Source organism: Paenibacillus sp. FSL E2-0151 (genome assembly GCF_037993015.1).
Taxonomy (GTDB): domain Bacteria; phylum Bacillota; class Bacilli; order Paenibacillales; family Paenibacillaceae; genus Paenibacillus; species Paenibacillus amylolyticus.
Window position 1 is genome coordinate 6,198,126 of record NZ_CP150308.1, and the last position, 14,277, is coordinate 6,212,402.

At 45.6% G+C, this 14,277-nt stretch carries 13 protein-coding genes and 1 other annotated feature; all 13 genes read right to left on the bottom strand.

Annotation, left to right across the window (positions count from 1 at the left end):
* Window positions 1-88 precede the first annotated feature (88 nt).
* Window positions 89-3,703: a DNA-directed RNA polymerase subunit beta' gene (gene rpoC, locus MHI55_RS27660; protein ID WP_036607173.1), complete on the bottom strand. Its 3,615-nt coding sequence runs from the start codon at window positions 3,701-3,703 to the stop codon at window positions 89-91.
* 113 nt (window positions 3,704-3,816) lie between these two features.
* On the bottom strand, window positions 3,817-7,362 hold the full coding sequence (rpoB, locus tag MHI55_RS27665; RefSeq protein ID WP_036671573.1) for a DNA-directed RNA polymerase subunit beta: 3,546 nt from the start codon (window positions 7,360-7,362) through the stop codon (window positions 3,817-3,819).
* A gap of 394 nt (window positions 7,363-7,756) precedes the next feature.
* Complete coding sequence (locus MHI55_RS27670; protein ID WP_036671575.1) at window positions 7,757-8,377, bottom strand: class I SAM-dependent methyltransferase; 621 nt, start codon at window positions 8,375-8,377, stop codon at window positions 7,757-7,759.
* Window positions 8,378-8,473: 96 nt separating this feature from the next.
* On the bottom strand, window positions 8,474-8,833 hold the full coding sequence (gene rplL / locus MHI55_RS27675) for a 50S ribosomal protein L7/L12 (RefSeq protein ID WP_017692065.1): 360 nt from the start codon (window positions 8,831-8,833) through the stop codon (window positions 8,474-8,476).
* A gap of 72 nt (window positions 8,834-8,905) precedes the next feature.
* Entirely contained in the window at window positions 8,906-9,409 is a 504-nt protein-coding gene (gene rplJ / locus MHI55_RS27680; RefSeq protein WP_047841127.1) for a 50S ribosomal protein L10, read from the bottom strand.
* 23 nt (window positions 9,410-9,432) lie between these two features.
* Window positions 9,433-9,580, bottom strand: a sequence feature (ribosomal protein L10 leader region).
* 68 nt (window positions 9,581-9,648) lie between these two features.
* Entirely contained in the window at window positions 9,649-10,341 is a 693-nt protein-coding gene (gene rplA / locus MHI55_RS27685; protein WP_017692063.1) for a 50S ribosomal protein L1, read from the bottom strand.
* A 94-nt stretch (window positions 10,342-10,435) separates the two neighbouring features.
* A complete protein-coding gene (rplK, locus tag MHI55_RS27690; protein ID WP_017692062.1) occupies window positions 10,436-10,861 on the bottom strand; it encodes a 50S ribosomal protein L11 in 426 nt (141 codons plus the stop codon).
* A 68-nt stretch (window positions 10,862-10,929) separates the two neighbouring features.
* On the bottom strand, window positions 10,930-11,463 hold the full coding sequence (gene nusG / locus MHI55_RS27695) for a transcription termination/antitermination protein NusG (protein WP_036607165.1): 534 nt from the start codon (window positions 11,461-11,463) through the stop codon (window positions 10,930-10,932).
* Between the two features lie 21 nt (window positions 11,464-11,484).
* The gene (gene secE, locus MHI55_RS27700) at window positions 11,485-11,676 is read right to left on the bottom strand and encodes a preprotein translocase subunit SecE (RefSeq protein WP_017692060.1); all 192 of its coding nucleotides are present in this window, start codon (window positions 11,674-11,676) and stop codon (window positions 11,485-11,487) included.
* Between the two features lie 17 nt (window positions 11,677-11,693).
* A complete protein-coding gene (gene rpmG, locus MHI55_RS27705) occupies window positions 11,694-11,843 on the bottom strand; it encodes a 50S ribosomal protein L33 (RefSeq protein ID WP_072735843.1) in 150 nt (49 codons plus the stop codon).
* Window positions 11,844-12,147: 304 nt separating this feature from the next.
* The gene (sigH, locus tag MHI55_RS27710) at window positions 12,148-12,792 is read right to left on the bottom strand and encodes an RNA polymerase sporulation sigma factor SigH (RefSeq protein WP_017692059.1); all 645 of its coding nucleotides are present in this window, start codon (window positions 12,790-12,792) and stop codon (window positions 12,148-12,150) included.
* A gap of 171 nt (window positions 12,793-12,963) precedes the next feature.
* Window positions 12,964-13,485, bottom strand: coding sequence for an NYN domain-containing protein (locus tag MHI55_RS27715; RefSeq protein ID WP_036607162.1), 522 nt, complete (start codon window positions 13,483-13,485; stop codon window positions 12,964-12,966).
* Window positions 13,486-13,490: 5 nt separating this feature from the next.
* Window positions 13,491-14,237, bottom strand: a complete 747-nt coding sequence (gene rlmB, locus MHI55_RS27720) for a 23S rRNA (guanosine(2251)-2'-O)-methyltransferase RlmB (protein WP_017692057.1) — start codon at window positions 14,235-14,237, stop codon at window positions 13,491-13,493.
* Window positions 14,238-14,277: the final 40 nt, after the last annotated feature.

Here is a 14,277-nt window from a genome sequence, read left to right on the forward strand (position 1 = left end):
TGCATCAGGATTCGTCCGCCTGTATCATACAAACGTCCGTCTCCTGACGCACAAAACTTTCACTCTCCTCTAATGAGGAGAAATATATTTAATCAACCGAAACTGGCTCAAGTTCTTCTACTGAAGATTGGCCATCTTCTGGCTCAGCAAATTTGATGCTGCGGTAACGGTGCATACCTGTACCTGCAGGAATCAATTTACCGATGATTACATTTTCCTTCAGACCGAGCAACTGATCGACTTTACCTTTGATCGCTGCATCTGTCAATACACGTGTAGTTTCTTGGAACGAAGCCGCCGAGAGGAAGGAGTCTGTTTCCAGGGATGCTTTCGTAATACCGAGCAGGATTGGTTTAGCAACCGCCGGCTCTTTATCACTAAGAATCGCAATTTTGTTAGCTCTTTCGTACTCATGCATATCCACGAACGATCCTGGCAACAGCGTTGTATCTCCTGCATCTACGATACGGATTTTACGCAGCATTTGACGGATCATAACTTCAACGTGCTTATCGTTAATTTCTACGCCTTGGTTACGATATACGCGTTGTACTTCCTGCAGAATGTAGTTTTGTACACCACGTATACCTTTAATCCGTAACATCTCTTTTGGATCAATGGAACCGTCTGTCAACTCGTCACCCGCTTCAACTTCCGCGCCTTCGCTTACGCGCACACGGGAACCGTAGGTAACGGCGTATACTTTGGATTCCGCTTCACCTTGAATTTCGATTTCACGACGATCTTTCGCTTCGCGAATCTCTTTAACCACACCATCGATTTCACTGATCGTTGCTTGACCCTTAGGATTACGAGCTTCGAACAACTCCTGGATACGTGGCAAACCTTGCGTAATATCGTCTCCGGCTACACCACCGGTATGGAACGTACGCATTGTAAGCTGTGTTCCTGGCTCACCAATGGACTGTGCTGCGATAATACCAACTGCTTCACCAATCTCCACGTGTTTACCAGTCGCGAGGTTGCGACCATAACACTTCTTGCAGACACCATGACTTGCACGGCAGCTGAGGACGGAGCGGATTTGCAATTTAGTAATACCTGCTTTGATAATCGCTTCTGCTTTATCGGAGTCAATCAATTCATTGCGACCTACAATGATTTCTTTCGTTTCCGGATGACGAAGAGTCTCGAAGCAGTATCTGCCTTCAATACGGTCGTAGAGGTCTTCGATAACCTCTTTACCATCCTGAATACGACTTACCGTAAAGCCTTTATCTGTACCACAATCATCATCACGCACGATTACGTCTTGGGCTACGTCTACGAGACGACGAGTCAGGTAACCTGAATCGGCTGTACGCAGGGCTGTATCCGCCAAACCTTTACGCGCTCCGTGAGTGGAGATAAAGTACTCGAGTACCGTCAGACCTTCACGGAAGTTCGATTTGATTGGGAGTTCGATAATTCGACCGGATGGGTTGGCCATCAGACCACGCATACCGCCCAATTGGGTGATTTGCGATTTGTTACCCCGTGCTTTGGAGTCTACCATCATCATGATCGAGTTGTAACGATCCATGGACTTCATCAGAATCTCAGTGATGTCATCTTTGGATTTTGACCAGATATCAATGATACGGTCATAGCGCTCCTCATTCGTAATCAGACCACGACGGTACTGATTCGTAACGATTTGTGCTTTTTCCTCAGATTGTCTAAGAATTTCAAACTTCTCAGGTGGAACGATAACATCAGATACCGCAACCGTAATACCGGCACGTGTAGAGTATGTGAAACCAAGTTGTTTGATTTTATCCAAAATAACGGCTGTTTCCGTTGTGTGATAAATTTCAAAACAACGTGCAATGATGGAGCCGAGGTATTCTTTACCGACACCGCCAGCCAGAGGAGCATTCATAATAGCTTCTCTGAGATCAGCACCTTTTTCATATACAAATGAGTGATCTGCAGTACCTTGGTACAGGTTAGCACGAGTCGCATCATTGATATACGGGAAGCTTGCCGGGAAAATTTCATTGAAGATAATTTTACCGACAGTTGTCAGCAACATTCCTTCTTGTTGTTCTTCCGTGAAGCTTGTTTTACCAAGCGCCTTAACCGGAATAGCTACACGCGCATGCAGACCAGCAGTACCACGTTGGTATGCCGATACAGCTTCGTTAACTGTACGCAAGATCATACCTGTGCCCTTTTCTTCCTTGTTATCCATAGTGAGGTAGTAAGAACCAAGCACCATATCCTGGGAAGGAGTAACAACCGGTTTACCGTCTTTAGGGTTCAAAATGTTACCCGATGCAAGCATCAGGATACGTGCTTCCGCTTGAGCTTCAGCGGACAAGGGAACGTGCACGGCCATTTGGTCACCGTCAAAGTCGGCATTGTATGCCGTACATACGAGCGGGTGAAGACGAATTGCTTTACCTTCAACGAGAATCGGTTCAAATGCTTGAATACCGAGTCTGTGAAGCGTAGGGGCACGGTTCAACAGAACCGGATGCTCCTTGATTACTTCTTCAAGAACATCCCATACTTCAGGACTTACACGCTCAACTTTACGTTTTGCGCTCTTGATGTTGTGGGCAAGCCCTTTATTTACAAGCTCTTTCATAACAAAAGGCTTGAACAATTCAAGTGCCATATCTTTTGGCAGACCACACTGATACATTTTCAGGTAAGGTCCAACAACGATAACGGAACGACCAGAATAGTCAACCCGTTTACCGAGCAAGTTTTGACGGAAACGTCCTTGTTTACCTTTCAGCATGTGGCTGAGAGATTTCAATGGACGGTTACCAGGACCCGTTACCGGGCGTCCACGACGACCATTATCGATCAATGCGTCAACAGCTTCCTGCAACATCCGTTTTTCATTTTGCACGATAATATCTGGCGCGCCCAGATCAAGCAGACGTTTCAGACGGTTATTCCGGTTGATTACACGACGGTACAAGTCATTCAGGTCAGACGTTGCAAAACGTCCACCATCCAACTGTACCATTGGACGAAGTTCCGGCGGGATAACAGGAAGTACATCCATGATCATCCACTCTGGCTTGTTGCCAGAGTTGCGGAATGCTTCGATAACTTCCAGACGTTTGATTGCACGATTACGACGTTGTCCTTGCGCAGTCCGGAGCTCTTCTTTCAGGAACTCGAGCTCTTTGTCTATGTCAAGGTCTTGAAGTAATTTTTTAACCGCTTCTGCGCCCATGCCAGCATGGAAACCATAACCGTATTTTTCACGGTAGCTGCGGTATTCTTTCTCGGACAACAGCTGTTTTTTCTCCAGTGGAGTTTCTCCTGGATCAGTTACAACATATGATGCAAAATAAATAATCTCTTCAAGAGATCTTGGAGACATATCCAGAGCAAGACCCATACGGCTCGGAATACCTTTGAAGTACCAGATATGCGATACCGGAGCAGCGAGCTCAATGTGGCCCATCCGTTCGCGGCGTACTTTCGCACGTGTTACTTCAACGCCACAACGATCACAGACAACGCCTTTATAACGGACGCGTTTGTATTTACCGCAATGACATTCCCAGTCTTTTGTAGGGCCAAAAATCTTTTCGCAGAACAGCCCTTCTTTTTCCGGTTTCAACGTACGATAGTTGATCGTTTCCGGTTTTTTCACTTCTCCGCGGGACCAAGAACGAATTTTCTCTGGGGAAGCAAGCCCGATCTTCATGTATTCGAAATTGTTGACGTCCAACAAGGAGCAACCCTCCTTAACCAATTCCTGTAATCTAGGTTACGCCCACTCCGGCCGAAGCCGGAGCAAGACGTGAGCCTGATGAAAAACGCCGGTCATCATGCGCTCGAAGCGGTTTATTCCGCTCCGACCTCTGTACCCTCAAGGTTGAGGCTGAGCTTATCGCTCGCAGCGTCATCTTCATCGTCCATTTCTCTCATTTCAATCTCTTGCTCATCTTCACTCAAAATCTTAACGTCCATACCCAAGCTTTGCAGCTCTTTGATCAATACTTTGAATGATTCAGGAACACCTGGTTCCGGAACATTCTCACCTTTGACAATGGATTCATACGTTTTAACCCGACCAACAACGTCATCGGATTTAACAGTCAAGATTTCTTGCAGCGTATAAGCAGCACCGTATGCCTCAAGCGCCCATACTTCCATCTCCCCGAAACGCTGTCCACCAAATTGGGCTTTACCGCCCAATGGCTGTTGCGTAACAAGTGAGTAAGGACCCGTGGAACGGGCATGGATTTTATCATCAACCATGTGTGCCAGTTTGATCATGTGCATGACACCTACGGTAACTTCACGTTCAAACTCTTCACCTGTACGACCATCATACAGGACCGTTTTACCATTACGTTGCATACCCGCTTCTTCCATCGTATCGAAGACGTCATACTCCTTCGCTCCGTCGAATACAGGAGTTGCTACGTGAATACCCAGTTGCATCGCCGCCATACCCAAGTGAACCTCGAGTACTTGACCGATATTCATCCGGGAAGGTACGCCCAGTGGGTTAAGAACGATCTGAACCGGTGTACCGTCTGGCAGGAAAGGCATATCTTCTTCCGGCAAGATGCGGGCCACGACCCCTTTGTTACCGTGACGTCCGGCCATTTTATCACCCTCGGAAATTTTCCGTTTTTGAGCGATATATACACGAACGAGTTGGTTAACACCTGGAGGCAGCTCATCACCGTTTTCACGGGTAAATACTTTCACGTCTACTACGATACCGTCAGTACCATGTGGTACACGCAAGGAAGTATCACGTACTTCACGTGCTTTCTCACCAAAGATCGCATGCAAGAGACGTTCTTCTGCTGTCAGCTCTGTTACACCCTTAGGTGTTACTTTACCAACCAGAATGTCGCCAGCACTGATCTCAGCACCGATGCGGATAATACCGCGCTCATCCAAGTTACGCAACGCTTCTTCCCCAACGTTAGGGATATCACGTGTGATCTCTTCAGGTCCAAGCTTGGTATCACGTGCTTCTGACTCATACTCCTCGATATGGATGGATGTGTACACATCTTCCTTAACGAGTTTTTCACTGAGCAAGATCGCATCCTCGTAGTTGTAACCTTCCCAAGTCATGAAGGCAACAACAACGTTACGTCCCAGAGCCAATTCACCCATTTCCGTTGAAGGACCATCAGCGAGGATATCGCCAGCTTTGACAGCGGCACCTCTTTTAACAATCGGACGCTGGTTAATGCATGTTCCTTGGTTCGAACGCATAAATTTGTGTAATTTATATTTAACGATATCGCCTTTAACTTCCTGACCGTCCACTTCTTCAACACGACGGACCCAAATCTCGTTCGCAGTAGATCGTTCAATAATTCCGTCATAATCGGAGACAATACATACACCGGAATCTTTCGCGGCTTTGTGTTCCATACCTGTTCCCACAAGTGGTGCTTTAGGAATCAAAAGTGGAACGGCCTGCCGCTGCATGTTTGATCCCATGAGCGCACGGTTGGAGTCATCGTTCTCAAGGAACGGAATAAGCGCTGTAGCGACGGATACAACTTGCTTAGGAGATACGTCCATGTAGTCAACGCGCTCACTCGGCATCGTAAGGATGTTATCCGACTGTTTGTTATAACGTACAATGATCGCTTCTTCTTCAAATGTACTATCTTCATTCAGCTTCGCATTCGCTTGCGCGATAACATAGTTGTCCTCTTCGTCCGCTGTCAGGTAATCAATTTGCTCGGTTACAATACCTGTCTTCGGATCAACCCAACGATATGGAGCTTCAATAAAGCCATATTCATTCACACGGGCGAACGTAGACAAGGAGTTGATCAAACCGATGTTTGGTCCCTCTGGCGTCTCGATTGGACACATACGGCCATAGTGGGATGGATGGACGTCACGCACTTCCATACCTGCGCGCTCACGCGTCAAACCACCGGGTCCGAGTGCGGACAAACGACGTTTATGTGTCAACTCACCCAGCGGGTTCGTTTGATCCATAAACTGTGACAGCTGAGAGCTACCAAAGAACTCTTTAATGGATGCAATAACAGGACGTATGTTAATCAAAGCCTGTGGTGTAATTACGTTAGCATCCTGAATGGACATTCTCTCACGAACCACACGCTCCATACGGGACAAACCAATACGGAACTGGTTCTGCAGGAGTTCACCCACCGAACGCAAACGACGGTTACCCAGATGATCGATATCATCCGTGCTACCAATTCCCTGCAGAAGGTTAAGGAAATAACTGATGGACGAAATGATATCCGCCGGTGTCACGTTTTTAACGGACTTGTCAATGATTCCATTGGCAATCAGTTTGACTACTTTACCATCTTCTGTTGGTGAAAATACATCGATCGTTTGCATAGGAACATCATTAGCATCCAGAACACCGTTACCCACGTGGTACGTGCGGAAACCAACGCTCTTCTCCAGATACGGCATGATTTCATCCAACAAGCGACGATCCACCATTTGACCTGCTTCAGCAATAATCTCGCCTGTTTCAGCGTCAACAAGTGATTCAGCCAAACGCTGGTTAAACAAACGGTTTTTGATGTGAAGCTTTTTGTTCATTTTGTAACGACCTACATTAGCCAGGTCATAACGTTTTGGATCAAAGAAACGTGCTACGAGCAAGCTTTTCGCATTATCAAGCGTTGGAGGCTCGCCCGGACGAAGACGCTCATAGATCTCAATGAGTGCTTTCTCCGTGGAATCCGTGTTGTCTTTGTCCAGTGTGTTGCGGATATATTCGTCATTACCGAGCAGATCCAGAATCTCAGCATCTGTGCCAAAACCAAGTGAACGCAGGAGAACCGTAACCGGTATTTTACGTGTACGGTCGATCCGGACATAAACAACATCCTTCGCGTCCATCTCCAGTTCCAACCAAGCGCCGCGGTTAGGAATAACTGTAGCGGTATACGTTTTTTTGGCGTTTTTATCTACTTTGGTACTGAAGTAAACGCTAGGAGAGCGAACCAACTGGCTGACAATAACCCGTTCCGCACCATTAATAATAAATGTGCCCGTGTTGGTCATCAGCGGGAAATCTCCCATGAATACTTCCTGCTCTTTGACTTCGCCGGTTTCCTTATTAATGAGCCGGACTTTGACCCGAAGCGGTGCTGCATACGTAACGTCACGCTCTTTTGCGTCGTCTACTGTATACTTCGGTTCACCGAGACTGTAATCGATAAATTCCAAAATCAAGTTACCTGTAAAATCCTGGATCGGCGAGATATCCTGGAACATTTCGCGCAACCCTTCCTCCAAAAACCAATCATAGGATTTTTGTTGGATTTCAATCAGGTTCGGAACTTCGAGTATCTCGTTAATTCGTGCATAACTGCGCCGAGTGCGTCGACCATATTGAACAAGATGTCCTGCCAACTTAAACTCACCCCTCAATGTCTACTCACTTTAAAAATTTCGTTGCGAACCTCTGTTTGTAACCTTATAATGGTACACATACAGAGCAAAGCAATGCATCCACAAATAAAGAAAAGCCCTTACTCGAAATGTCGTTCGAAAAAAGAGCAACTTTGATCGGCGGATGTCTTTCCAAATCATTCTTATCCCCAGTTTGCCCAAAATGTACATATTATACGCCAAACGTAGGCATAATAAGCCCGTTCGGCGTAAAAAAAGGTTGACATTTTTAGTTAGCTAAAGCCAAGTAGGGCATCTTAATACTGACATTTTACAACTATACCACGACCTGAATTTCAAGTCAATAGTCCTATTGCAAAAAAAATGATCCCCTGCTTACTTTACAAACTCGGATTCAGCTTTTAGTAGATACCTCTTCCGATTTCACCGCTTTGAAAATCCGATAGCCTTTATCCTTCGTCACTTCTTCCACTCTTCCAAACAACGATTCCAATTTTGCTTTCGCTGACGGGGCTCCTTGTTTCTTCTGAATGACAATCCACAACGAACCGCCTACCTTCAGATGGCGATGTGCCTGTTCGAAAATAGTATGAACCGTCTCTTTCCCAGCCCGTATAGGCGGGTTGGTTAGGATAACGTCAAAATCTTGCTTTTTTACTTCAGCCAGTAGATTACTTTGCAATACCGTAACATTGTTAATTCCGTTCGCTTTTGCATTTTCCCTGGAAAGTTCAACGGCTCTCTCGTTGATATCGATCATGGTGACATGCCCATCCGGTACAAGTTTGGCTGCTGTAAGACCCATTGGCCCGTATCCACAGCCCACATCGAGAACATGAGCCCCTGATGGCAACTCTATCGCATCAATCAATACTCTGCTGCCATAATCGATTCCGTTTTTGGAAAACACACCGGCATCCGTCACGAATCGCAGACTGAATCCGCGAAGAACCACTTCAGTTGCTCTGCGATCATGCGCCACTTGTGGTTTGTCCGAATAATAATGATTGGACATGCCCTCACTCACTTTCCATTTACAATTACAGCAACAAACCCCTTGATATAAGTCAAGGGGTTTGTTGTTTTGTTCATTTAGCTTGTAATAGCTAAATTATTTAACTTCAACTGAAGCGCCAGCTTCTTCAAGCTTAGCTTTAACCGCTTCTGCTTCTTCTTTAGCAACTTTTTCTTTCAATGCTTTTGGAGCGTTGTCAACCAATTCTTTTGCTTCTTTCAGGCCAAGACCTGTGATTTCGCGAACTGCTTTGATAACGTTGATTTTGGAAGCACCAGCGCTAGTCAAGATTACGTCGAACTCGGATTGCTCAGCTTCAGCAGAAGCTACTGCACCTGCAGCAGCTACTGGAGCTGCAGCAGTTACGCCGAATTCTTCTTCGATTGCTTTAACAAGATCGTTCAATTCCAGTACAGTCATGCCTTTGATTGCTTCCAAGATTTGCTCTTTACTCATGAGTGAACCTCCATATATAATATTATTTTTTTTAATTCATTTGCCGCCTAAGCAGCATTCAGATCAAGTTGCTTACGCGCCTTGTTCTTCTTTTTCTGCAACTGCTTTAACCGCAAGCGCGAAGTTGCGCACTGGCGCTTGAAGCACGCTGAGGAGCATGGAGAGGAGTCCATCGCGGGATGGCAGTTCTGCCAATGCCTTAACTTCTTCTACTCCGATTACGCGACCTTCTACGACTGCACCTTTCAATTCCAGTGCATCGTTCTTTTTCGCGAAGTCGTTCAGAATTTTAGCTGGAGCCACAACGTCATCTACGCTGAATGCAATTGCAGTAGGACCTGTAAGAACATTTTCAAGTTCTGTCAGTTCTGCTGCTGCAGCTGCACGGCGAAGCAACGAGTTTTTCAGCACTTGGAATTCGATCCCTGCTTCACGAAGTTGCTTACGCAACTCAGTTACTTGGGCAACGTTCAATCCGCGATAGTCAACAACAACAGTTGTAACGCTCTCGCGCAATTTTGCTGTTACTGCATCAACGGATTCTTGTTTTGCTTGAATCACTTTTGCGTTTGCCAATCTGTACACCTCCTGATCAAATTTATCCCATTAAGAAAAGCCTCCGTAGAATCACGAAGGCTTGATATATACTCATCATCGATTTGCATCGTTCTAAGTTCTATAATCACACCTCGGCAGGAAATTAAGCCAAATGGCACCTACTGTCTACGGCAAGCATATTCAAATGTCAACGGTCAGTCACTCGGACTCACAACTTTTATATCTTATCAAAAACAGGACAAGCCTGTCAAGAGATATTATCTAAAAGCTGCTGCGTTCACGCGTGCGCCAGGGCCCATCGTGGAAGAAAGACTAACATTCTTCAGATAAACACCTTTTGCTGCCGCTGGTTTAGCACGATTCAGAGCTTCCATGAGAGCTTTGAAGTTCTCATTAAGTTGCTCAGAAGAGAAAGAAGCTTTACCAATCGGTGCATGAATTTGACCTGCACGATCCAGACGATATTCGATTTTACCGGCTTTAATTTCTTGAACAGCCTTAGTTACATCGAAAGTTACCGTTCCGGCTTTAGGGTTAGGCATCAGACCTTTACCGCCGAGCAGTCGGCCCAATTTACCTACTTCACTCATCATATCTGGTGTCGCTACGCAGACGTCGAATTCGAACCAGCCTTGTTGGATTTTGTTGATCATGTCTGCATCACCAACATAGTCCGCGCCAGCCGCTTCCGCTTCTTTCGCTTTGTCACCTTTTGCAAATACCAATACGCGTTGTGTTTTACCTGTGCCGTGTGGCAAGACAACAACACCACGTACAGCCTGGTCTTGCTTACGAGGGTCTACACCCAAACGAACTGCTGCTTCGATTGTTTCATCGAATTTTGCAGTAGCTGCCTTTTTCACAAGCTCTACAGCTTCTGAAGGCTCGTAAGTTGCTTCGCTGTCAATCAGCTTAGCAGCTTCCAGGTATTTTTTACCGTGTTTAGCCATGTTTTATTCCTCCTTTGTGGTGTTAGCGGATATACCTCCCACATCAACCGGTCGCGAATCGACCGGTTTTACGAAGCCATGTTTCTTATGAAAATTAGTCTTCGATGGTGATACCCATGCTGCGGGCAGTACCTTCGACCATACGCATAGCGGACTCAACGTCTGCTGCATTCAGGTCAGGCATTTTTGTTTCTGCGATTTGACGTACCGCATCACGTTTAACAGTAGCAACTTTTTTCTTGTTCGGTTCGCCGGATCCTTTTTCAACTTTAGCTGCCACTTTCAACAGAACTGCTGCTGGTGGAGTTTTAGTGATGAAAGTAAAGGAACGGTCCTCGAATACAGAAATTTCAACTGGAATAATCAATCCCGCTTGATCAGCTGTACGAGCGTTGAATTCTTTACAGAATGCCATGATGTTGACACCTGCTTGACCCAAAGCTGGACCTACTGGTGGTGCTGGGTTTGCTTTACCTGCTGGAATCTGCAGTTTTACCATTTTAATAACTTTTTTCGCCATGATTGACACCTCCTTGCAAAATAGTGGTTAACGGGTTTTTCAACCCTCCCACAAGAAACTTGAAGAAACTAGATCTTCTCCACTTGTGTGTATTCCAACTCAAGCGGCGTTTCCCGTCCAAACATGTTCACGTGCACTTTCAACTTGCTTTTCTCTACCAAAATTTCTTCCACGGAGCCTACGAAATTCGCAAAAGGACCGACTTTAATACGCACGGATTCCTTAATATCGAACTCAATTTTCGGCTTAGGCTCAACCATTCCCATGTGCTTCAGAATTTGTTCCACTTCTTCAGGCAACAATGCAGTTGGTTTGGACCCAGAACCTGTCGAACCGACAAATCCTGTAACCCCTGGTGTGTTGCGAACAACATACCAAGAATCATCCGTCTGTACCATTTCCACCAAGACATAACCGGGGTAAACTTTACGCATAACGGTTTTTTTCTTACCGTCCTTGTTTACCACTTCTTCTTCCATAGGAACAAGAACGCGGAATATCTTGTCTTCCATGCCCATAGACTCTACGCGTTTTTCCAAATTGGCTTTGACCTTGTTCTCATACCCTGAATAGGTATGAACGACGTACCATCTTTTTTCCATATCAAGCCACCGGAACCCTTCTTAAATAATCGCTTCGATCACAAAGGAGATGCCAATGTCAATGACCCAAAAAAACAGCGTCATAACCACAACAGTACCAAGTACGATCAATGTGTAGTTGGTCAGCTCTTTACGATTAGGCCAGCGAACTTTTTTAAGTTCAGCCCAGCTTTCTGAGAAAAAGGAAATCAGAGATTTGAAACTTCGTTTCACGCCGACACCTCCAAAAACTATCTGGTTTCGCGATGAGAAGTCTGCTCGTTACAAAACTTGCAAAATTTCTTCATCTCCATGCGGTCGGGGTGATTACGCTTGTTTTTTGTCGTAGTGTAATTTCTTTGTTTGCAGTTAGTACAAGCCAAAGTAATAATTACCCGCATGATGTACACCTCCCGAAGACTTCCACATTCAAGCAGAGTCTCTAAATTGATCCTGAAAAAAAGCCATAAATTTAGGCCTACCTAAAACACTTTATCACAAGGGTATAACCATGTCAATGAAAGAATAGTCTTTCATTCATTGGGTATTACTTCCGTACAACGTACATTCGTTTCTCATCTCTGTTTTTCTCTTCTCCTGCTTGGACCGAGCGATTACTAGTATAAACATTCTTAGATTTTATAAACTTGAGACACTAAAAAAAGACTCAAACACCGAGCCTTTTCCGTCAACGACAACATGTGTTTAATTATCTCGAACTTCCAGGTACTTTTCAAGTTTGCGCTTGACGCGCTGAAGTGCATTATCAATGGACTTCACATGTCTGTCCAAATCTACTGCAATCTCTTGATAAGATCTCCCGTCCAGATACAACATCAATACTTTACGTTCCAGATCACTCAGAATCTCGGACATTTTATCTTCCAGGCCCACAAACTCTTCCTGATTGATGATAAGTTCTTCCGGATCACTGACCTGGGTTCCACAAATCACATCGAGTAACGTACGATCAGACTCTTCGTCATAAATAGGCTTGTCCAGAGATACATAAGAATTAAGCGGAATATGCTTCTGACGTGTTGCTGTCTTAATCGCCGTGATGATCTGTCTTGTAATACACAGTTCGGCAAAAGCCTTGAACGAAGCCAGCTTGTCCCCTTTGAAATCTCGAATGGATTTGTAGAGGCCAATCATTCCTTCTTGAATAATATCTTCCCGGTCTGCCCCAATCAGAAAATAAGATCTTGCCTTGGCGCGTACAAAGTTACGATATTTGTTAATTAGAAACTCTAACGCTTCGCTTTCGCCTTCACGGAAAGCTTCGACAATGTCTTCGTCACTTTGGTAATCATACTTAGATAACATGATATCTTTGAGGTCGACACTCACAGACAATCCCTCCGGCTGCAACGCAAGGTACCCCGTTACTCTACTCTATGAAATATAGGATCAGTATATATGATGGTACCTCACACCGTCAACCACGCTCTGCCTAAAAAAGAACATCAATAACATAAATGTCAAGAGTTTCAATATTCTAAATTTTGTAAAAACGTGCTGTTATTCCCGGCGCCATCGCTCAAACTCTTTCAATACATCGGGACTTAACTTACCGCCGAGTGTGTTACGCGTGGTCTTCGCCTGATCTTCTTCCAGTCGTTTTTTTAATTCTTTTTCGTTCTGCTCAACTTCAATTAGCAACTCCCTTGCAGATACGCGTAGCGCTCCCTGTCCAAAAATGACATGTTGCTCTACCATATCGCTCGTAGCCACATAGATTTGGCGTCTTCGCATGCTTAGTTCCCGAACGAGTCTCTCAATGCATTCGTCTGCCGTCTCTTTTTCCTTTGTAAAATAGATCTGCACTTTGCTCTGAGTAAAGGATTTACCGAGTCCAGGCACGAGGTAGGCGTCAAACACAACAATGACTCGCCGGCCGGAGAAAGCCTGGTAGTCTGCAAGACGAAAGAGAAGCCTGTTACGCGCCTCTTCGAGCCCACTTTCCGCCAGTTTGGTTAATTCCGGCCAGTCGCCAATCATGTTGTACCCGTCTACAAGAAGCACATCACGGGAATCAGCCATACCTTCTATTCCTGCGCTTGACGCGAGCGGAGCACTTCGTACATGACAACCCCCGCTGCCACGGAAGCATTCAGGGAATTAATCTGACCTTGCATTGGTAGTTTGATCAGCACATCGCATTTCTCACGAATAAGTCGTCCCATTCCCTTGTTCTCATTTCCGATTACCAATGCCACAGGGCCAGTAAAGACTCCATTACCAAAGACACCTTCATGAGCCGTGACATCTGTCCCTACAACCCATACACCTTCCTCTTTGAGGCGATCGATGGTCTGTCCAAGATTACTTACCCGAGCCACTGGCACGTACTCCACAGCGCCTGCTGATGTTTTGGATACTGTCACGGTTACCGCTGCCGAGCGACGTTTCGGTACAATGACGCCATGCGCACCCGTGCAATCTGCTGTCCGCAAAATGGACCCCAGGTTATGAGGATCTTCAATCTCATCCAACAGAATCAGGAAAGGATGCTCATTCTTCGCTTTTGCTGCGGCAAGAATGTCTTCCACCTCCACATAAGCGTAAGGTGCCGCTTGAGCAACTACCCCCTGATGCTGAATGCCTGGTACCGTTTGATCCAGCTTACGCTTGTCCACGTGTTGAATGACAATACCTAGTTTTTTAGCTTCCGAGATAATAGGTTGAGTCAGATGTTTCTGTGCTGTATCGGCAATCCATATTTTATTAATGGTCCGGCCTGAACGCAGCGCCTCCGTCACGGAGTGTTTACCGGCGATCCATTCTTCTTCCATCGTTGTTCGATCCTCTCTGTAATGCGTTGTTTTGTTGAAA

Coding starts and splice junctions, on each gene's coding strand:
- rlmB (WP_017692057.1), bottom strand. CDS start 14,237: ATGGAAGAAGAATGGATCGCCGGTAAACACTCCGTGACGGAGGCGCTG.
- rpmG (WP_072735843.1), bottom strand. CDS start 11,843: ATGCGGGTAATTATTACTTTGGCTTGTACTAACTGCAAACAAAGAAAT.
- nusG (WP_036607165.1), bottom strand. CDS start 11,463: ATGGAAAAAAGATGGTACGTCGTTCATACCTATTCAGGGTATGAGAAC.
- MHI55_RS27715 (WP_036607162.1), bottom strand. CDS start 13,485: ATGGCTGATTCCCGTGATGTGCTTCTTGTAGACGGGTACAACATGATT.
- rplL (WP_017692065.1), bottom strand. CDS start 8,833: ATGAGTAAAGAGCAAATCTTGGAAGCAATCAAAGGCATGACTGTACTG.
- MHI55_RS27670 (WP_036671575.1), bottom strand. CDS start 8,377: ATGTCCAATCATTATTATTCGGACAAACCACAAGTGGCGCATGATCGC.
- rplK (WP_017692062.1), bottom strand. CDS start 10,861: ATGGCGAAAAAAGTTATTAAAATGGTAAAACTGCAGATTCCAGCAGGT.
- rplA (WP_017692063.1), bottom strand. CDS start 10,341: ATGGCTAAACACGGTAAAAAATACCTGGAAGCTGCTAAGCTGATTGAC.